At 73.1% G+C, this 19380-nt stretch carries 15 protein-coding genes; 9 read left to right on the plus strand and 6 right to left on the minus strand.

The genetic code is table 11. The features are described 5' to 3' along the window. Nucleotides 1-62: 62 nt before the first annotated feature. The 4 genes from ACFVXE_RS30560 to ACFVXE_RS30575 all read right to left on the minus strand — a co-directional run bounded on the left by ACFVXE_RS30560 (nucleotide 63) and on the right by ACFVXE_RS30575 (nucleotide 3587). Nucleotides 63-437: an RNA polymerase-binding protein RbpA gene (locus ACFVXE_RS30560; protein ID WP_007262928.1), complete on the minus strand. Its 375-nt coding sequence runs from the start codon at nucleotides 435-437 to the stop codon at nucleotides 63-65. A 264-nt stretch (nucleotides 438-701) separates the two neighbouring features. Continuing rightward, nucleotides 702-2078 carry an MFS transporter gene (locus ACFVXE_RS30565; protein WP_389676034.1) on the minus strand — a complete coding sequence of 459 codons (1377 nt, stop codon included), beginning with the start codon at nucleotides 2076-2078 and terminating at the stop codon, nucleotides 702-704. A 46-nt stretch (nucleotides 2079-2124) separates the two neighbouring features. After that, nucleotides 2125-2889, minus strand: a complete 765-nt coding sequence (locus ACFVXE_RS30570) for a glycerophosphodiester phosphodiesterase (RefSeq protein WP_389676036.1) — start codon at nucleotides 2887-2889, stop codon at nucleotides 2125-2127. Continuing rightward, nucleotides 2886-3587, minus strand: a complete 702-nt coding sequence (locus ACFVXE_RS30575; RefSeq protein WP_389676038.1) for a YitT family protein — start codon at nucleotides 3585-3587, stop codon at nucleotides 2886-2888. Before ACFVXE_RS30575 ends, ACFVXE_RS30570 begins: the two co-directional genes overlap by 4 nt. Nucleotides 3588-3689: 102 nt before the next feature. On the opposite strand from ACFVXE_RS30575, the gene ACFVXE_RS30580 reads away from it, so the two are divergent. Then, nucleotides 3690-5189: a PLP-dependent aminotransferase family protein gene (locus ACFVXE_RS30580; RefSeq protein WP_389676040.1), complete on the plus strand. Its 1500-nt coding sequence runs from the start codon at nucleotides 3690-3692 to the stop codon at nucleotides 5187-5189. A gap of 67 nt (nucleotides 5190-5256) precedes the next feature. Here ACFVXE_RS30580 and ACFVXE_RS30585 read toward each other — a convergent pair whose 3' ends face one another. Together ACFVXE_RS30585 and ACFVXE_RS30590 are read right to left on the minus strand one after the other, a co-directional pair. After that, on the minus strand, nucleotides 5257-6870 hold the full coding sequence (locus tag ACFVXE_RS30585; RefSeq protein WP_389676042.1) for a hypothetical protein: 1614 nt from the start codon (nucleotides 6868-6870) through the stop codon (nucleotides 5257-5259). A 37-nt stretch (nucleotides 6871-6907) separates the two neighbouring features. Then, nucleotides 6908-7102, minus strand: a complete 195-nt coding sequence (locus ACFVXE_RS30590) for a hypothetical protein (RefSeq protein ID WP_018103962.1) — start codon at nucleotides 7100-7102, stop codon at nucleotides 6908-6910. A gap of 314 nt (nucleotides 7103-7416) precedes the next feature. Between ACFVXE_RS30590 and ACFVXE_RS30595 the strand changes: the two genes are divergently transcribed. The 8 genes from ACFVXE_RS30595 to ACFVXE_RS30630 all read left to right on the plus strand — a co-directional run bounded on the left by ACFVXE_RS30595 (nucleotide 7417) and on the right by ACFVXE_RS30630 (nucleotide 19352). Beyond that, a complete protein-coding gene (locus ACFVXE_RS30595) occupies nucleotides 7417-7809 on the plus strand; it encodes an ankyrin repeat domain-containing protein (protein WP_389676044.1) in 393 nt (130 codons plus the stop codon). Nucleotides 7810-8027: 218 nt separating this feature from the next. Then, nucleotides 8028-9446, plus strand: coding sequence for a HEAT repeat domain-containing protein (locus ACFVXE_RS30600; protein ID WP_389676046.1), 1419 nt, complete (start codon nucleotides 8028-8030; stop codon nucleotides 9444-9446). A gap of 140 nt (nucleotides 9447-9586) precedes the next feature. Next, entirely contained in the window at nucleotides 9587-10801 is a 1215-nt protein-coding gene (locus tag ACFVXE_RS30605; protein WP_389676047.1) for a glycosyltransferase family 4 protein, read from the plus strand. Then, complete coding sequence (locus ACFVXE_RS30610; protein WP_389676048.1) at nucleotides 10798-11961, plus strand: glycosyltransferase; 1164 nt, start codon at nucleotides 10798-10800, stop codon at nucleotides 11959-11961. The genes ACFVXE_RS30605 and ACFVXE_RS30610 overlap by 4 nt, the downstream gene beginning before the upstream one ends. Then, nucleotides 11958-12986, plus strand: coding sequence for an SGNH/GDSL hydrolase family protein (locus ACFVXE_RS30615; protein WP_389676050.1), 1029 nt, complete (start codon nucleotides 11958-11960; stop codon nucleotides 12984-12986). The genes ACFVXE_RS30610 and ACFVXE_RS30615 overlap by 4 nt, the downstream gene beginning before the upstream one ends. After that, the gene (locus ACFVXE_RS30620; RefSeq protein WP_389676052.1) at nucleotides 12983-16642 is read left to right on the plus strand and encodes a hydantoinase B/oxoprolinase family protein; all 3660 of its coding nucleotides are present in this window, start codon (nucleotides 12983-12985) and stop codon (nucleotides 16640-16642) included. The genes ACFVXE_RS30615 and ACFVXE_RS30620 overlap by 4 nt, the downstream gene beginning before the upstream one ends. Nucleotides 16643-16738: 96 nt before the next feature. Further along, entirely contained in the window at nucleotides 16739-18265 is a 1527-nt protein-coding gene (locus ACFVXE_RS30625) for a hypothetical protein (RefSeq protein ID WP_389676054.1), read from the plus strand. Nucleotides 18266-18416: 151 nt separating this feature from the next. Beyond that, nucleotides 18417-19352: a hypothetical protein gene (locus ACFVXE_RS30630; protein ID WP_389676055.1), complete on the plus strand. Its 936-nt coding sequence runs from the start codon at nucleotides 18417-18419 to the stop codon at nucleotides 19350-19352. Nucleotides 19353-19380 lie beyond the last annotated feature (28 nt).

Below are 19380 nucleotides of genomic sequence, written 5' to 3' on the forward strand. Positions count from 1 at the left end.
GGCCGTGACACACACTCGGTGTGTCACGGCCCGCGGCTCTGTCTCGGTGCGGTGTCGCGCGGTCAGGCAGACTTCCTGCTGTCCCGCGGGTGCACGGCAATGTTCATGGCTCCGGAGCGCAGAACCGCCAGCCTCTCGGCCAGCACCTCCTCCAGCTCCTCGCGGGTGCGCCGCTCCATGAGCATGTCCCAGTGCGTACGCGCAGGCTTGCCCTTCTTCTCCTCGGGGCCATCCCCGTCCACCAGGAGTGCCATGGCGCCACACGCCTTGCACTCCCACTCCGGCGGAATTTCCGCCTCTACCGAGAACGGCATCTCAAATCGATGTCCGTTCTGGCATGCGTACTCCACCGCCTGGCGCGGGGCCAGATCGATGCCGCGGTCCGTCTCGTAGCTGGTAACCACGAGTCGCGTGCCGCGGAGAGCTCGCTCACTCATGAATCGTGCCTCCCGGGCTTGTCGCCCACAGGACAGGTGTCGCTGTCGTCGTCATCCGGTCAACGTCCGGTCGGCGGTAAAGATTCCCGTTGCCGGTCATGCGTCGCCCGTCGTGCCGCTGCTTTTTCAGGGTTGGGTACCCAACAATGCCCGGTTTGTCACATTTGGCAGAAGTTGTCACCCAACGGTTTGGCTTCTTCCACTCGCAGTAACGGTCCTCCGGGCAGGCCAAAGGCGTACACTACCGGCCTTTCACTTCAACGTCTAAATCCGTTCAGGAACCGGATTGCCCGCCGCCGCCACGGCCTGCCGCACGGGCACCCTCGCGAGCAGCACCGAACCGATGACGAAGAAGATCACCAACGAGATGATCGCATCCCGGTAGCTGCCGGTCAGCTGATAGGCGAGTCCGAACACCAGTGGCCCCAGCCAGCTCAGTCCCCGGTCGCTCATCTCGTACGCGGAGAAGTACTCGGCCTCCTTGCCGCGCGGCACCAGATGGGAGAAGAGCGAGCGCGACAGCGCCTGGCTGCCGCCGAGGACCAGGCCGATCGCCGAAGCCAGCAGATAGAAGAGGACGGGGGCGCCCGAGGGCAGGAAATATCCGGCGACGAGGATCAGGGTCCACACCATGAGCGAGGCGAGGATCGTGCGCTTCGCGCCGTGCACCCGTGCCAGCCGGCCCATCCCCAGCGCTCCGGCCACGGCGAGCACCTGCACCAGCAGCACGGCCGTGATCAGCGTCGTCTGGTCCAGGCCCAGCTCCTCGGAGCCGTACACCGACGCCTGCGAGATCACCGTCTGGATGCCGTCGTTGTAGACGAGATAGGCCAGCAGGAAGGAGAGCGTGAGCGGATGGCGGCGCATGTCGCGCAGGGTGGCGAGCAGCTGTCGCCAGCCGGAGCCGACCGCACCCTCGCCGCCCGGCGCGGCCCGCCGGTCGCGCAGCCGTCGCAGCGGAACGACGGTGAAGGCACCCCACCAGACCCCCGCAGACGCGAGGCAGATCCGCACCGCGTCGGACTCGGACAGGCCGAACGAGTCGTGGCCGGTGTAGAGGACCAGATTGAGGACGAGGACGAGCGCCCCCGACGTGTAGCCGAAGGCCCAGCCGCGCGAGGAGACAGCGTCGCGTTCGTCGGGCCCGGCGATCTGCGGCAGGTAGGCGTTGTAGAGCACCATCGACACCGAGATCGACGCGTTCGCCACGATCAGCAGGAACGCGCCCAGCAGATAGCGGTGACCGTCCAGGAAGAACATCCCGGTCGTCGCGGCGGCGCCCGTGTACGCGGCGGCGGCCAGCAGCGGTTTCTTGCGGCCCGTACGGTCGGCGGCGGCGCCGGCGAGCGGCATCACCACCACCGCCACCACCACGGACACCGAGACCGCGTAGGCGAAGAGGGACCCCGCCCGCACCGGGATGCCGAACGGGTGGACGAAGCCGTCGGCGTCGGCGGCGGCCTTGGCGATCGACGTCAGATACGGGCCGAGGAAGACCGTGAGGACGCTGGTCGAGTAGACCGAACAGGCGAAGTCGTAGAAGTACCAGCCGCGTTGTTCGCGTCTGCGGTCGGCCGCGTCGGCGCTCCCGGTGGTGTGTTCCGGCGTCGGCTCAGCGGTGTCTGCGGTCTCGGCGCTCAACCCGCACCCCCTCGTGTCTCCCCGTGGGGACGCCGCCGGGCCGGCGTCAGGCCCACGCCCCCCGCTCGCTCAGCACCGTTCGCAGCGTCTCGATGTGATCGGTCATGATGCCATCCACACCGAGATCGAGGAGCGCTGCCATCCGCTCCGGATCGTTCACCGTCCAGACATGGACCTGGAGTCCGCGCGCGTGGGCCTCCCGGACGAACCGCGGGTCCACCACCCGGACCCCGTTCTGGCTCTCCGGGACCTGCGCGCACACCGCTCCGGCGCGCAGCGCGGCCGGTATGCCGTACGACCGCAGCCGCAGGCCCAGGACGCCGCGTACGCCGTAGGAGGTGGCCAGCCGGGGGCCCGCGAGACGGTGCGCCCTGGCCACCCGGGTCTCCGAGAACGAGCCGACGCACACCCGGTCCCAGGCATCGGTGCGGCGGATCAGGTCGATCAGCGGGGCGAGTGCCGGTTCGGCCTTGATGTCCACGTTCCAGCGGGCGCCGGGGAAGGTCTCCAGCAACTCCTCGAAGAGCGGCAGCGGTTCACGGCCTGCCACTCTGGCCCGCCGTACCTCGCTCCACGGCAGATCGGCTATCCGGCCGCGGGCGTCCGTCACCCGGTCCAGGGTGGTGTCGTGGAAGGCGACCAGGCGGCCGTCCGACGTGGCGTGCACATCGGTCTCGAAGTAGCGGTAGCCGGCGTCGGCGGCCCGGCGGAACGCGGCCGTCGTGTTCTCGATCCCGTCCGCCGCTCCGCCGCGGTGGGCGAACGCGAGCGTCGCGGGATGGTCCAGGTAGGGGTGGCGTACTGAGGTCACTGCGGCAGTATGGCCTCCTCCGGTGACCGGACGGTGACGGCGGTGGTGCCGTGGTCCGCCGCGGGGGTTGCCGGCTCGTCGGCCCCGTCTCCGGGGACCGCGAAGATGCGCAGGAACAACTGGGCGAGCGGGCCGATGGAGAGCGCGTACAGCACCGTGCCCACACCGAGGGATCCGCCGAGCAGGAAGCCGGTCGCCACCACCGCCACCTCGATCGCCGTACGCACCAGTCGCACGGAGCGGCCCGTGCGGCGGTGCAGCCCGGTCATCAGCCCGTCGCGCGGGCCGGGGCCGAACCGCGCCGCGATGTACAGCCCTGTCGCCATGCCGTTGAGCGCGATCCCCGCCACCATCACCGCGATCCGTGCGGCCGGACCGTGCACCCCGGGGACGAGGGCCAGTGTGCCGTCCATGGCGAGCCCGATGGCGAAGACGTTGGAGACCGTGCCCAGACCCGGACGCTGCCTCATCGGGATCCACAGCAGCAGGACCGCCGCGCCGACGACGATCGCGACGACGCCGATGGACAGCCCGGTCCGCTCGGCGAGCCCCTGGTGCAGCACCCCCCACGGTTCGAGCCCGAGCCCGGCGCGGACGAGGAGCGCCGAGCTCACCCCGTACAGGGCCAGCCCCACGTACAGCTGCACCAGCCGCCGCGTGAGGTGCTGCGTCCCGCGGGGGACGGTGGCGTCGGACACGATGTGCCTCCTGGTGTGGTGACGGTGGACTGACTCATGACACTCTGTGGCGAGGGATTGGCTTCCAACTATGGCCAATCCGAGGAAGGTGGACTGATTTACATGGCGCAGTGGACTTCGGCCGTCGGTGCCGCTCAGCTCGCCCGGCAGCTCCATGCCCAGCAGCAGAAGTCTCCGGCCCCGGGCACCCGAAGGCCTCCCGCCTATCGCGCGCTGGCCGACGGAGTCCGGCTGCTCGTCCTCGAGGGCCGGGTGCCGGTGGCCGCCCGGCTCCCCGCCGAACGCGAGCTGGCGCTCGCCCTGTCCGTCAGCCGCACCACCGTCGCCGCCGCCTACGAGGCGCTGCGGGCCGAGGGGTTCCTGGAGTCGCGGCGCGGCGCGGGCAGCTGGACCGCTGTCCCGGCGGGCAACCCCCTGCCCGCGCGCGGCCTCGAACCGCTTCCACCCGAGTCGCTCGGCTCGATGATCGACCTGGGCTGCGCCTCGCTGCCCGCGCCCGAGCCCTGGCTGACGCGAGCCGTGCAGGGCGCCCTCGAGGAGCTGCCGCCCTACGCGCACACCCACGGCGACTATCCGGCGGGGCTGCCCGCGCTGCGGCAGATGATCGCCGACCGTTACACCGGGCGCGGCATCCCCACCATGCCGGAACAGATCATGGTCACCACCGGTGCGATGGGCGCGATCGACGCCATCTGCCACCTCTTCGCGGGGCGCGGCGAGCGGATCGCGGTGGAGTCCCCCTCGTACGCCAACATCCTGCAGCTGATGCGGGAGGCCGGTGCCCGGCTGGTGCCGGTGGCGATGGAGGAGGGGATCGGCGGTTGGGACATGAACCGCTGGCGTCAGGTGCTTCGGGACGCCGCGCCCCGGCTCGCGTACGTCGTGGCGGACTTCCACAACCCCACCGGCGCGCTCGCCGACGAGAGCCAGCGGCGGGCCCTCGTCGACGCGGCCCGCTCCGCCGGCACCGTCCTGGTCGTCGACGAGACCATGAACGAGCTGCACCTCGACGACGATGTGGAGATGCCGCGCCGGGTCTGCGCCTTCGATCCGGCGGGAAGCACCGTGCTCACGGTCGGCTCGGCCAGCAAGGCGTTCTGGGCCGGCATGCGGATCGGCTGGGTGCGGGCGGCGCCCGACGTCATCCGCAGCCTGGTGTCGGCCCGGGCCTACGCCGACATGGGCACCCCGGTGCTGGAGCAGCTCGCCATCAACTGGCTGATGCGTACCGGGGGCTGGGAGGAGGCCGTGGAGATCCGGCGCGGCCAGGCCCGGGAGAACCGGGACGCGCTGGTCGCGGCGGTGCGCCGGGAGCTGCCCGAGTGGGAGTTCGAGGTTCCGCGCGGCGGGCTGACCCTGTGGGTGCGCACCGGCGGGCTCTCGGGGTCGCGACTGGCCGTGGCGGGCGAGCGGGTGGGGGTCCGGGTGCCGTCCGGCCCGCGGTTCGGGGTCGACGGCGCCTTCGAGGGGTACGTGCGGCTGCCGTTCACGGTCGGCGGGCCGGTGGCGGACGAGGCCGCCGTGCGGCTCGCGGCGGCGGCGCAGCTGGTCGGGTCGGGGGCGAGCGCGGGAGCGGAGGCGCCCCGGACGTTCGTCGCCTGACGGCCCCGGTACGGCGGAGCGGGCGGGTCGGGGCACCCGGCCCGCCCCGCCCGCCTCCGCGGGTGCGCTACTCGCTGAGTGTCAGCTGCTCCGCGGTCAGGGCGTTCCCCGGGGTCAGCGCCTCCGGGGCCAGCGGGCCGGCGGCCGCCGGTTCCGGAACGGCCGCCTCGACCGCCGCCTGCCCCCCGGGCAGCAGCTCGAGCACCGCCTGCCGGTGCGCCTCGCTCGTCGCCTCGTCGTACGGATCCGGCGTGGCCGGGACCTGGAGCCGCAGCACCGGACCGGTGCCGAGCCGCACGTACCCGCGGCCGGGCGGGGAGTCGGCGGTCGGGGTGGTGTGCGGTTCCAGGCCGAGCACCGACTCGATCTCCTCGCGGGAGCTGTGACCGAGCACCACCCGGGCCCTGGTGTGGGTCCGTACCGTCTCGCTGAGGGTGTCCAGGCTGTCGAACTGATCGGTCGTCACCACGGTGACGTTGGCGGCCCGGCCGTGCCGCAGCGGCACCTGCAACAGCTCCTGGGGGTCGGGCCTGCCGTCGGCGGCCGCCAGATGACCGAGGACACTCGGCCGGTCCAGCAGGATCCAGAGCGGACGTCTGGTGTCCTCGGGCGGGGGGTGGCCGGCCTGCCGGGCGCGGTTGGCGGCGATCAGCCGCCGCTCGGTCTCGTGGGCCGCCCATTCCAGGGTCGCCAGCGCGCCGGCCAGCGCGCACTCGACGGCCAGCACCCCGGTGCGCCCGGTCAGGCACGCGTACTCGCCGGTGCCGCTGCCCTCGATGATGAGGATGTCGCCGTGCTGGAGCGCCTGCAGGGCGATCGAACGCATCAGCGTGGTGGTGCCGCTGCCGGGCTGTCCGACGATCAGCAGGTGCGGCTCCGTGGAGCGGGCGCCGGTCCGCCAGACGACCGGTGGAGCGTCCCGGGTCTTCTGGCCGTCGGCCACCGGAACCGTGCGCTGCACCGCGTCGTCGTCGGTGAACCCCAGCACCGTCTCGCCGGGCGCGGTGACGAAGCGCTGGGCGGCGATGGAGGTGGGCAGCGGGTCGAGCACGTTCATGACGAGCTGGTTGCCCTCCTCGTTCCAGACGAAGTGGTACTCGCGGCCACGGCCCGACTTCGCGTGCAGGAGCTGCTCGATCCGGGTGCGGGAGGCGGCCTCGCCGTCGGTGAAGTACGCGGGGTAGGTCACCTGGAGCCGGGTGACGCGCCCGTCGGCGTCGAAGGCGTGACCGGTGAATGTCTTCTCCCAGTCGCCGCCGTGGGCGAACAGCGGACTGGGGTCGTCGGCCACGGAGAAGTACGGCACGAGCGCCTCGTACAGCGCCTGCAACCGGGCCCTGCCGGCCTCGTCCGGACCGGTCCTGACGGGAGTGCGTTCCCTCCCCTTCCAAGCGGCGGCGCCCATCACCGCGACCAGGGCGAGCAGCGGCCCGTACGGGATGAGCGCCACCATGAATACGCAGGCCGCGACGAGAAACAGCGTCGGACTACGCCGTTCCTTGGGCGTCGCGGCCCACTTCTGCCGTCCGGCACCGGCCAGCAGCCGCAGCCCACGGGTGACCGTGATCAGCGGATGGAGGACGTCGGTGGCGTTGTCGGCGGCCGAGCGCGCGAACTCGCGGCTGCGAGTGATCGAGGCGCTGCCGCTGCTCAGAATGCGGGGAAGTGGTCGCCGGGCCACGTCGGTCTCCTGAAGGGGTGGGAGCGGTCGCGGACGGTCAGAACTTGATCCCGCCCAGGAGGCCGGCGAGACTCGCGCCGCCCGCGGTGATGCTCGGTGCGATGGCGGTGCCTGCCAGGTAGAAGCCGAACAGGGCGGTGACGAGTGCGTGCGACGCCTTGAGGCCGTCCTTCCTGAAGAACAGGAAGACGATGATGCCGAGGATGACGACGCCGGACATGGAAAGGATCATGAGTGGTTCTCCTGTTTGGGGGGACAGTCACCATGAGTCCTTCCAGGCTCACAAAAAGTATCTATAGGATAAAAGGTGCAATCAGGTGAAAGACTGTCGTTTTCACTGGACTGACCCACAAGAGGGGCGGCGTTCGGGCGGAACGTGCGGTAGGGCGCATCCCTCCGCCGTCACGCGACGTGATCTTCTGCCGCGGCCGGGCCGGGGCGGGTGCGCCCCGGAGCAGTACCCTGTCGATTCACCCGTACGGCCTCCACGGCGTACCCCCCTGGTCAGCAGCACCGAAACCCGTTGATGGAAGGCGGTCCCGTCCGATGAGCGAAGCCCCCGATCCCGAGGTGGTCGAGCTGGCGACCAAGGTCTTCGACCTGGCGCGCCGCGGAGAGGCCGAGGCGCTCGCCGCGTACGTGGACGCGGGTGTGCCCGCGAACCTCACCAACGACCGGGGCGACACCCTGCTGATGCTCGCCGCCTACCACGGGCACGCCCCCGCGGTCACCGTCCTGGTCAGCCGCGGCGCCGACCCGGACCGGGCCAACGACCGCGGGCAGACGCCGCTCGCCGGAGCCGTCTTCAAGGGTGAGGACGCGGTCATCGAGGCGCTGCTCGCCGCCGGCGCCGACCCGGCGGCCGGAACGCCGTCCGCGGTGGACACAGCACGCATGTTCGGCAAGGCCGACCTGCTGGAACTCTTCGACCCCCGCTGAACGGGTACGCGGGAAATGTGGTCGCGGTGACGAAATGGCTGGGTCATCATGACGTCGCGGGCCCTGTTCGGGCCACCGACGAGAGGCAGAGGAAGATGGTCTACACCAGGCAGAAGACGGCGGTCGGCCGATCATGTTGCTGCGCGGCGTAGTGCCCACCCGGCACTTGGAACTGCACAGTCCCGGTTGCGTCGACAGCTTGATGTGAGGCTTCTCCCATGTTCGATCCGTTCATAGCGCCGAGCGGCACCCTGCTCGGCCTGCTGCAGAGGGGCCGCGGCGACGGCACGCTCCACGCGCTCGCCGCACCGCGCCCCGAGGCCCTGGCGGCGCTCAACCACTGCGTCCTGAGCGACCCGCGTCACGACTGGCAGGTCGAGAACCGCTCCCTGTACTACGCACGCCTGTATCTCGATCTCGACGGCGGAATCGAGGAGATCGAGCGGCACCTGTGCGATCCCGACGACCACGTCGACACCGACGAGACGCGGACCGGGCTGGCCCTCGCGGTCCTCGGCCACCTCGCCTCGTACGGCCGCGGCGACGCCCTGGCCCTGCTGCGGCGATACGCGGCGACCGGCGCCAACTGGGAGTGGGCACTCGACGAGCTGGCCCTGCGTGACGACGACGCCGGGCTCCGCGCCCTCGCCGTGCCCGTCCTCGGCCGGTTCCCCGCCACCGATGAGGGCGCCGCCGATCTGGCTGCCGCCGTGCGCGACGCCTTCGAGCCCCGGCCCTGGCGGCTGTGGGCGGACGACCCGCGTGAAGAGATCGGAGCCCGGATCCGGGCCGCCTCGGAACAGGGCTCGTTCGACCGCTGGCAGCGCCAGATGCGCCCCGGGGGCCCACGCCCCGGCTGGAGCGTCCAGGCCGTCTTCGACTGGGCCCAGCAGGGCCTGGACCGCGGCAGCATCCTGCACATACCGGCCGCCCGCTGCCTCACCGCCGTCGCCGGCCCCGAGGACCGCCCGCTGGTCGTCGAGGCCGCGCGCAGCGGCCCGGACGGTGCCCGCTGCGCGGCACTGCACTACCTGGCAGAAGCCATGGATCCGGCCGTGCTCGATCTGATCGAGTCGGCGGCGGGCGGTCCGTCACGCACCGTCGCCGACGCGGCCGTGGGCGCCTTCGAGCGGATGTGCGGCGAAGCGGCGGTGGAACGGGCCCGGCGCTGGGCCCGCCGGCCCGACGCACTCGGTGCCTCCGCGGCCGGCGTCCTGGCCTGCCGGGGCGGAGCCCAGGACGCCTCGCTGGTCCTGGCCGCCCTTCGCGACGCCGTACGCGGCGAAGGGCCGGACGCACCCCGCCTGTGGACCCTGGTGGACGGCACGGGCCGGCTCGGCATCGCCTGCGCCGCCCCCGTCCTGCGCCACGTCTACCGGGAGACGTCCTCCTCCCATCTGCGGGGCCGGGCGGCCCGGGCACTCGCGGCCACCGATCCCTCCTTCGCCACCGGCTTCGCCGTCGAATGCCTGTGGGACTGCGAGGAGACCACCCGGGAGGTCGCCGCGCTCCACGCCGAGACCGGTGACATCAGGGTCGCCGAGCGGCTGCGCCGGCTGGCCGCGGACCCGGCCGAGGAGGCCGAGGTGCAGACCGCGGTACGCAGCAGGATCGGGCCCGACACCCCGGCCGTCTGACCGCCGCACGCACAGCGGGGCGCAGCGCTTCGGGGGAGCGCGGCGCACCGTGCCACCGGACTTCCAACGCTCATGGGACGTTCCCCGGGTGGACAGATCCAAGTCGGCCCGCTCACGCCCGGCGCGACGACAACACGGGTATGCGTGTCGTCATCGTCACCGAATCCTTCCCGCCCGATGTCAACGGTGTGGCCCACTGCACCATGCAGACCGCCCGGCACCTCGCCGCGCGAGGCCATGAGCCGCTCGTCATCGCCCCGGCCACCGCCGGCGCGACGCCCACCTCCCGGTCCTCCGGCACCCCGGGGGAGCCATCCGCCCGCAGAGGCCCCGTACGCCCTGCGGCCACCCGTCCCGGCGACCCCGACGTCTTCGCGTCCGCCGCGCCCTGCCCCGTGGTGCGCGTCCCCTCCCTGCCCCTGCCCGGCTACTCGCAGGTCCGGGTGGCCCTCCCGAGCCGTCGGCTGATGGCCGCCCTCACCGCTCACCGCGCCGAACTCGTCCACCTCGCCGGACCGTTCGTGCTCGGCGCGCGCGGCATGGCGGCGGCCGCCCGGCTCGGCCTGCCGACCGTGGCCGTCTACCAGACCGATCTGGCCGGCTACGCCCGTACGTACCTCGGGGCCGGCGAGAACACCGCCTGGCGTCGGATGCGCGCTGTGCACAGCGCCGCGGACCGCACCCTCGCCCCCTCCACCGCCGCCGTCCGCGACCTCACCGACCACGGAGTCGAGCGGGTGCGGCTGTGGCCGCGCGGGGTCGACACCGTGCGCTTCCGGCCGGGACTGCGCGACGAGGCGCTGCGCCGGCGCCTCGCGCCCGGCGGCGAGCGGATCGTCGGTTACGTCGGCCGGCTGGCCCCGGAGAAGCAGGTCGAACTCCTCGCCGGGACGTGCCGGCTGCCCGGGGTGCGGGTCGTGGTCGTCGGGGACGGCCCGAGCGGTGCCTCGTTGCGAGCGGCCCTGCCCGGCGCCGTCTTCCTCGGCCGCAGGACCGGGGAGGACCTCGCCCGGCTGTTCGCCTCGCTGGACATGTTCGTGCACACCGGGCCTTACGAGACGTTCTGCCAGACCGTGCAGGAGGCCATGGCCTCCGGTGTGCCCGTCATAGCCCCGGCGGCGGGCGGGCCGATCGACCTCGTCGACCACGGGAGGACCGGCCTGCTGGTCCCGCCGCACGACGCCGGTGCGGTGCGAGCGGCCGTCGGCGCACTCGCCGCCGACCCCGCGCGTGCGGCGGCCTACGGGCGTGCCGGGAGGACCGCGGTCGAGGGCCGGACCTGGGAAGCCGTCGGCGACCAGCTGCTGGAACACTACGACGAGGTGCTGCGCGGCCGGTCGATGGTGGCAGCATGACCGGGGGCGAGCGACGGACGACCATCGTCCGCCTGGCGAACTTCGTCACCCCGTCCTCCGGCGGACTGCGCACCGCCCTGGACGAACTCGGCCGCGGCTACCTCGCGGCGGGCCACGAGCCGGTGCTCGTCGTGCCCGGCGACAGCGCGAGCGATGTACGCACCGCACAGGGGAGGGTGATCACCCTCCCGGGCCCGGTGCTGCCGGGCAGCGGCGGCTATCGCGTCCTGGCAGGCCGCCGCAGCCTCCGCCGCCTCCTGGAAAGCCTGCGGCCCGACCGCCTGGAGGTCTCCGACCGCACCACCCTGCGCTGGACGGGCGAGTGGGCCCGTCGGGCCCGGGTGCCCGCGGTGATGGTCTCCCACGAGACGGCCGACGGTGTGCTGCGCACCTGGGGCGTCCCGGCGGGAGCGGCCGCGCGCGCCGCCGACCGTCTCAACGTCCGGAGCGCGCACGCCTACACCCGGATCGTGTGCACCACCGGGTGGGCGGAGCGCGAGTTCGTCCGGATCGGCGCACGCAACGTGGTCCGCGCCCCGCTCGGGGTGGACCTGCGGCGCTGCCGACCCGGTCGGCGCAGTACGGTCCTGCGCGCCCGCCACGTCCGCGGCCGGTCCGTGCTCCTGCTGATGTGCTCCCGCCTCTCGGTGGAGAAACGACCCGGCCGGGCCCTGGACGCGCTCGCCGTCCTCGGCGGCCTGGGCGTGCGGGCGACCCTGGTCGTCGCCGGGGACGGGCCGCTGCGCGCGGGGCTGGAGAGCCGGGCGCGCGCGGAGCGGCTGCCGGTCGAGTTCCTGGGCCATGTGCGCGACCGGGAACGGGTGGCGGATCTGCAGGCCGCGGCCGACCTCTGCCTGGCCCCCGGCCCCGCCGAGACGTTCGGCCTCTCGGCCCTGGAGGCACTGGCCTGCGGCACCCCGGTGGTGGCGAGCGCGAGTTCCGCGCTGCCGGAGGTGATCGGCGAGGCGGGAATGGCGTCGGCGGACACCGGCGGGGCCTTCGCCGCGGCGGCCCGGGAACTGCTGGGGCGCCCGGAGGCCGGGCGGCGGGCGACGGCGCGGCGACGTGCCGAACTCTTCGGCTGGGACCGTTCGGTGGCGGCGTTCCTGGCCGCTCACGACGTACCGGACCGCGGCGCGACGGCGCAGGTGCGGGCATGACGGGGGTGGAGCGGGGGACGGCGGCCGCGGCGGGGACGTCGGCCGTCCCGGTGCCGGGACGCGCGTCGGATCCGGTGACCGTCACCGAGGCGCTGCCGGTGTCGCCCGGATCGCCCGCGCGGGCGACCCTCGGTCGCCCGATCCGGTTCGCCGCGCTCGGGGACTCGTTCACCGAAGGTGTGGGCGATCCCGTTCCGGGCGGCCGGCGCGGCTGGGCCGCGCTGCTGGCGGACGGGATCGGCGGCGGTCGCCGGGGCGTCGAGTTCCGTAACTTCGCCGTCAGCGGAGCGCTGTCCGCCGACGTCCGTGACCGGCAGGCTCCGGCGGCCGCCGCCTTCCGGCCCGACCTGGCCTCCGTCGTCGTCGGGGTCAACGACACCCTGCGCCGGTCCTTCGACATACGCCTCCTCGCCCAGCGGCTCGACGAGGTGTGTGCGCTCCTGACCGGCGGCGGGGCCGTACTCCTGACGGCCTGCCTGCCCGACCCCGGCGCCGTCCTCGGCCTGCCCGGACCGCTCGGCCGGCCGCTGGCACGGCGGCAGAACGCGGTCAACGCCGTGGTGCACGCCCTGTCCTGCCGCTACGACGCCGTGCATCTGCACGCCTCGGGCAGGGAGTGGGTCTCCGACCGTTCGCTGTGGAGCGCCGACCGGCTCCATCCGGCCGAGCGCGGCCATCGCACGGTCGCGGCCGGATTCCACGCGCTGCTCGCAGCCCGGGGTCTCACCCTGGGCAGCCCGCCCGGGCTCGCGCCGGAGCAGCCGCCGCCGAGCCGAGCCGACTCGTTGCTCTGGCTGGCCACGGCGGGCACCGGATGGCTGGCCCGCCGGAGCACCGATCTGCTGCCGCACCTGCTGTTCCTGGCCGGAGCGGAGGTGCGGCACTGGGCGCGCGGCACCGGCGCGCAGCTGGACCGGCGGGCGGACCGGGCGCTGCAGGGCGCGCTCGCGACGGTCGCGTTCACCGCCCTGCCCGCCGTGCCACCTGCCCGTTCGTCCGCGTCGAAGGCCACTATGGAGGGATGACAGGACGCTGGGAGTTCTGGATCGACCGTGGCGGCACCTTCACCGACGTGGTGGGCCGCGATCCCGACGGGCACCTGGTCACCCGCAAGCTCCTCTCGCACGACCCGGGCCGCTACCGCGACGCCGCCGTCGCCGGGATCCGCCTCATGCTCGGCCTCGGCCCCACCGACCCGGTCCCCGCCGACCGGGTCGGCAGCGTGAAGATGGGTACGACCGTCGCCACCAACGCCCTGCTCCAGCGGCGCGGGGAACCGACCGTCCTCGTCATCACCGAGGGGTTCCGGGACGCCCTGCGCATCGCGTACCAGAACCGGCCGCGCCTCTTCGACCGCCGCATCCTGCTGCCGGAGGCCGTGTACGACCGGGTGATCGAGGTCCCCGAGCGGACCGACGCCCACGGCCGGACCCTGAAACCCCTCGATCACGCGGCGACGGCCGTGCAGTTGAGAGCCGCGGCGGCCGACGGCTTCCGCAGCGCGGCGGTCGTCCTGATGCACGGCTACCGCCACCCCGACCACGAGCGGGCGGTCGCCGCCGCGGCCCGGGAGGCGGGCTTCACCCAGGTCAGCTGCTCCCACGAGGTCAGCCCCCTGATCAAGCTCGTGCCGCGTGGCGACACCACCGTCGTCGACGCGTACCTCTCACCGATCCTGCGCCGGTACGTCGAGGAGATCGCGAACGAACTCGGCTCCATCCGGCTGATGTTCATGCAGTCCAACGGCGGGCTGCGTGAAGCCGCGCACTTCCGCGGCAAGGACGCGGTGCTGTCCGGCCCCGCCGGCGGGGTCGTCGGAATGGCGCGTACATCCGAACTGGCCGGATACGACCGGGTCATCGGCTTCGACATGGGCGGCACCTCCACCGATGTGTCGCACTACGCGGGCGAGTTCGAGCGCGAGCTGGGCACCCAGGTGGCCGGGGTGCGGATGCGTGCCCCGATGATGAGCATCCACACCGTGGCGGCCGGCGGCGGTTCCGTGCTGCGCTTCGACGGCCGGCGCTACCGGGTCGGACCCGGATCCGCGGGCGCGGACCCCGGCCCGGCCTGCTACCGCAGGGGCGGACCCCTCACTGTCACGGACGCCAATGTGATGCTCGGCCGGGTCCAGCCCGCGCACTTCCCGGCGGTCTTCGGGCCGGACGGCGACCTGCCCCTCGACGCCGCCGTCGTGCGCGAGCGGTTCGCGGCACTCGCCGACGAGGTGGCACGGGCCACCGGCACCCGGCGCACCGCGGCCGAGGTCGCCGCCGGATTCCTGGAGATCGCCGTCCTCGACATGGCGAACGCCGTCAAGAAGATCTCCGTGGAGCGCGGCCACGACATCACCCGCTACGCCCTCACCTGCTTCGGCGGCGCCGGCGGCCAGCACGCCTGCGCCGTCGCCGACGCGCTCGGCGTCGACACCGTCCTCGTACCCCCGCTGGCCGGAGTGCTGTCCGCGTACGGCATCGGTCTCGCCGATGCCACGGCCATGCGCGAGCAGTCCGTCGAAGCCGCGCTGGACGCCGACGGGACCCCGGCCGCGGTCGACGCGCTCTGCGCGGAGCTGGCCGCCCGCACCCGCGCCGAACTGCGCGCCGACGGGCTCGACGACAGTGCCGTCACCACCCACGCCCGGGTCCTTCTGCGCTACGCCGGTACGGACGCGAGCCTGCCCGTGGACCTGGACACCGCACCCGCCATGACCCGGGCGTTCACGGACGAGCACCGGGCCCGCTACGGCTTCACCATGGACCGGCCGCTGCTCGTAGAGGCGGTCTCGGCCGAGGCGACCGGCGCGGCCGGCCGGCACGTACCGCATCCGGTGGACCGCAGGGTCCGTCACGGTCCGCCGCAACCGCACGACACGGTGCGGATGTTCGCCGACGGCCGGTGGTGGGACACCCCGCTCCACCGGCGTGAGTCCCTGCGCCCCGCGGACACCGTGGCCGGTCCCGCCGTGGTCGTCGAGCCGGACGCCACCACCGTCGTCGCCCCCGGCTGGCAGGTCGCCGTCGGTGAGACCGGCCACCTGCTGCTCACCCGGGCCCGCCCGCGCCCCGGCCGTACCGCGATCGGCACCCGGGTGGATCCCGTCATGCTCGAGGTGTTCAACAACCTCTTCATGTCGATCGCCGAGCAGATGGGTGTGCGCCTGGAGAACACCGCCCACTCCGTCAACATCAAGGAACGGCTCGACTTCTCCTGCGCTCTGTTCGACGCGGAGGGCAATCTGATCGCGAACGCCCCGCACATTCCGGTACATCTCGGCTCGATGGGCGAGTCGATCAAGGAGGTGCTGCGGCGCAACGGCACCGCGTTGCGCCCGGGTGACGTGTACGCCATCAACGACCCGTACCACGGCGGCACGCATCTGCCCGACGTGACGGTGGTGACCCCGGTCTTCGACGAACGTGGCGAGAACGGGGGCGGGCTGCGATTCCTCGTGGCGTCGCGCGGCCACCACGCCGAGATCGGCGGCATCACGCCAGGATCCATGCCCGCCTTCAGCCGCACCGTCGACGAGGAAGGGGTGCTGTTCGACAACTGGCTGCTGGTACGGGACGGCAGGTTCCGTGAGGCGGAGACCCGCGAGCTGCTCACCACCGCCAGGTACCCGTCCCGCGATCCCGACACCAACCTCGCCGATCTGCGTGCCCAGATCGCCGCCAACGAGAAGGGCATCGCGGAACTGCGGCGCATGGTGGACCGGTTCGGCCCCGAGGCCGTCGATGCCTACATGGGGCATGTGCAGGACAACGCTGAGGAGTCGGTGCGCCGGATCGTCGCCGGGCTGCGCGACGGTTCGTACCGCTACGAGACCGACAGCGGCGCCGTGATCGAGGTCGCGCTGACCGTGGACCGCGCCGCCCGCAGCGCGGTCATCGACTTCGCCGGCACGTCGCCGCAGCTCGCGGGGAACTTCAACGCCCCGAAGTCCGTCGTCATGGCCGCGGTCCTGTACGTCCTGCGCACCCTGGTCACCGACGAGATCCCGCTCAACAGTGGCTGCCTCAAGCCCGTGGAGGTCAGGATCCCGGCGGGCTCGATGCTGGCCCCCGTCCCTCCCGCGGCCACCGTCGCGGGGAACGTGGAGACCTCCCAGGCCGTCACCGGCGCCCTGTACGGGGCACTCGGCATCCAGGCCGAGGGCTCGGGCACGATGAACAACCTGACCTTCGGCAACGACCGCGTCCAGTACTACGAGACGGTGGCCGGCGGCTCGGGCGCCGGCGACGGCTTCGACGGCGCCGACGCCGTGCAGACCCATATGACCAACTCCCGGCTCACCGATCCCGAAGTGCTCGAATGGCGCTACCCGGTGCTGCTGGAGAGCTTCCGGGTGCGGGTCGGCAGCGGGGGAGCGGGCCGGTGGCACGGCGGCTGCGGGGTCGAGCGCAGGCTCCGGTTCCTCGAACCCGTCACCGTGGCGCTGCTCTCGGGGCACCGCCGCGTCCCGCCGTACGGCATGGCGGGCGGCGAGCCGGGTGCGCTGGGCAGCCAGCACGTCGAACGGGCCGACGGGAAGAGCACTCCGCTCAAGGGGTGCGACACGGCCGAGCTGGGCCCGGGGGACGTGCTGGTCCTGCGCACTCCCGGCGGTGGAGGGTACGGGGCCGCGGAGGACCGGGGGCGACCGGCGCCGGACCGGGAGCGGCCGGCCCGCCGCGGCTGACCGCCGGGTCTCGGGCGGCCCCTGCGGACGGTGCGGCAACCGGTCGCTTCTGCGCCGTTTCGACCGTTGTCTGTGTGAGGACCTAATCTGTGCAGCGTGACTTCGCCTGCCTACACGGACAACGCTGCGCCCCAGCTCAGCGCGGGGCTGCGGCCTGCCCCGGGCCCGGCCGCCGACGAGGGGCTGGCGCGACGGCTGCGCGCGCTCGCCTGCACGGCGCCGCTGCACGACCTCGACGTGCGCAAGGCGAACCTGGCCGGCGAGTACACGGTCTACGCGATGGCGGAGGTCGCGCTGGCAGTGATCGACCTGGTCACCCTCAACATGGACTTCGACACCGGCGCCGACCACGAGCAGATAGTGACCAGGGTGCTTCCCCGCGTCGCCGCCCAGGCCCCGGACCGGCCGCTCGCCGAGCACGAGCGGGTCGCCCGCTGGGTGCTGGAGAACCTGATCAACGTCGGAAGCGTGGACCGCGGATTCCGTGCGGTGTACGGCACTTTCGGACCCGACGGGGTATATGTCCGCCGGGACTACGACTTCAAGCTGATCGAAGAAGTCCCCGGATACGGCGGCAGCGTCTATCTGCGCGCCACCGACGAGGCGGTCAACGTCCTGGTCGGCGCTCTCGACACCGACGTCACCAGCGCCCAGATCGCCGCCGAGGTGAAACTGGAGGTCCTGATCAGCCGGGGCCGACTCGCCGATGCGCAGCTCGCCGCCGAACAGGCCCGCTACCGCACCGTGCAGTACGCGGAGACGCTCCGTAAGACGCTGGACGCCACCCGGCGCAACGTGCGGGCCGTCGACTGGCTCAACGCCGTGCCCGACATGATCGCCGAGGCGCTGGACCACGTCGCCGACCGCTACCGCCACGAGAACGCCATCCTCACCAACATCCGCAAGGCGCGGGACGAGGCCGAGGACCCCGAGCACAAGCGCCGTGCCGCCGAGCTCGTCGACATAGTCAAGGACTGCATCCGCCGCCACACCCAGCTGCAGTCCCGGCTGCTGGAGGCCGGACCGCTGTTCCGCGCCGAACAGGACCGCCAGGCGTTCGCCGCCCCCACCACCCGTACCGGCCTCGACCTGTACGGCCAGCTGCTCGCACCGCTGCTGCCGCTCCCCGTCGAGCAGGCGATCCGCGTCACCGACGCGTTCTTCGCCCGCGGCACGGGACTGCGTACGCCCACGTCGGTACGGGTGGGCGATCTGGTCGACATGCTGCTCACCCCGCCGCTGGAGCGCGAGCACCTGGGCGCTGAGATGCCCGAGCCGGATCTCATCGCCACTCCGGACGACAGCAGGTTCAGCGAGGAGCAGCTGGCGAGCGCCATGGAGCTGCTCGATCTGGAGCACGACGCACCACGCCGGCTCTCCGGGCTCCTCGCCGAGGCCCGGCGCCGCGATCCGGACCTGCCCTACCTGGTCGCGCTGCTCGCGGTCCACGCCGCGTCCCCGCCGGTCGGCACCGCCTACCGGCAGGGCGAGCGGCGCCTGCTGTTCGCCGTCGACGACGGCACCCAGCTGGACGATCCGGAGTTCGGCGGCGCGGACCTGATCGTGGGCATGGCCCTGCTGGACGCCGCGGGCATGGCCGCCGACCGCTCGGAGGCCACATGACCGGGCCTCGGCGCCGCCACCCCGGCCGCCGCCCGCTTCCGGCCGCCGCGCACGCGTGCGCGGCCCGCCCCGCACCGTCCCCGGCGGACACCGTGAGAACCGGCGCCGCCCACCCCGTACCACCGAACTTCCGCACCGAGGAGCGACCGTCGTGAGCGACCACCGCGCAGAGCACACCGACGCGTGGAGCGAGCCGACCGCCGGGTACGCGACCACCGGATACGCGGCCGAGGGCGACACCGCCCACGAGACGCCGTCACCCGCCGCCGTCACCCCGGCCGACGCCGCCGACGCCGCCCGCCTCGTAGCCTTCGGCCTCCAGCCCAAGCTGCTGCCGGCCCGCGACGCCGAATACGCCGAGCTGCTCCGGCGCTACCGGGAGGAGACCGCCTTCGCCCGGCTCGCCGACGCCGTGGCCACCGGACTCGGCCTCATCGTCCTGGAGGTGTCGCCCCGGGCCGGTATGGCCGTGACGGCGGGCGAGGACTCCGTCTTCGCCGTCCGCATGGGCGACTACGCCCGCCGCGCCTCGTCCGACTCCGCCGACCGCTTCCTGCACGGACTGGCCCATCTGGCGGTCGCCGCGATGGCGTTCCCCCGCCCTGAGGACCTCGCGGACGACGCGTACATCGGCCGGATCACGGTCAACGGCGTCGACGCGTTCGTCCGCCAGGCCTGCCACCGCCTGGAGGAGCGCGCGGAGGAACACGGCGACAACACCGACCCGGCGACCGACGCCCCCGCCCTGGAGGCGGCCTGGCGGATCTACGCCCGGCGCAGCGCCACCGGCGCGACGAAGGACGCCAGGCGGTTGGCCGGATCCACCACCGGAATCGTCGGCAAGGCCGTCGCGTTCCTCACCGACTCCGGCTTCCTCCAGCGCACCGGGGACGACGCCGGAGGCGCCTACCGCACCACCGCCCGCTATCAGTTGCAGGTCCGCGACATGGCGGGCACCGCCGCCATGGCCGAGCTCCTGGACCTCGGCGTCGTACCCGTCACCGACGGAACGGCGACGCTGCTGCCGCCGCCCGACGGCGACGACCTCGAACTGGCCGCCGACGCCGGTCTGCCCTTCCACGCCTGAGCACCCCCACCGCCGCCCCACTCCTGCT

Source organism: Streptomyces sp. NPDC058231, from assembly GCF_042882275.1.
Classification (GTDB): Bacteria; Actinomycetota; Actinomycetes; order Streptomycetales; family Streptomycetaceae; genus Streptomyces.

Bases quoted from the DNA above. Each gene is read 5' to 3' on its own strand.
- ACFVXE_RS30605 (WP_389676047.1), top strand. From the start codon at position 9,587: ATGCGTGTCGTCATCGTCACCGAATCCTTCCCGCCCGATGTCAACGGT.
- ACFVXE_RS30615 (WP_389676050.1), top strand. From the start codon at position 11,958: ATGACGGGGGTGGAGCGGGGGACGGCGGCCGCGGCGGGGACGTCGGCC.
- ACFVXE_RS30590 (WP_018103962.1), bottom strand. From the start codon at position 7,102: ATGATCCTTTCCATGTCCGGCGTCGTCATCCTCGGCATCATCGTCTTC.
- ACFVXE_RS30600 (WP_389676046.1), top strand. From the start codon at position 8,028: ATGTTCGATCCGTTCATAGCGCCGAGCGGCACCCTGCTCGGCCTGCTG.
- ACFVXE_RS30560 (WP_007262928.1), bottom strand. From the start codon at position 437: ATGAGTGAGCGAGCTCTCCGCGGCACGCGACTCGTGGTTACCAGCTAC.
- ACFVXE_RS30610 (WP_389676048.1), top strand. From the start codon at position 10,798: ATGACCGGGGGCGAGCGACGGACGACCATCGTCCGCCTGGCGAACTTC.
- ACFVXE_RS30580 (WP_389676040.1), top strand. From the start codon at position 3,690: ATGGCGCAGTGGACTTCGGCCGTCGGTGCCGCTCAGCTCGCCCGGCAG.
- ACFVXE_RS30620 (WP_389676052.1), top strand. From the start codon at position 12,983: ATGACAGGACGCTGGGAGTTCTGGATCGACCGTGGCGGCACCTTCACC.
- ACFVXE_RS30595 (WP_389676044.1), top strand. From the start codon at position 7,417: ATGAGCGAAGCCCCCGATCCCGAGGTGGTCGAGCTGGCGACCAAGGTC.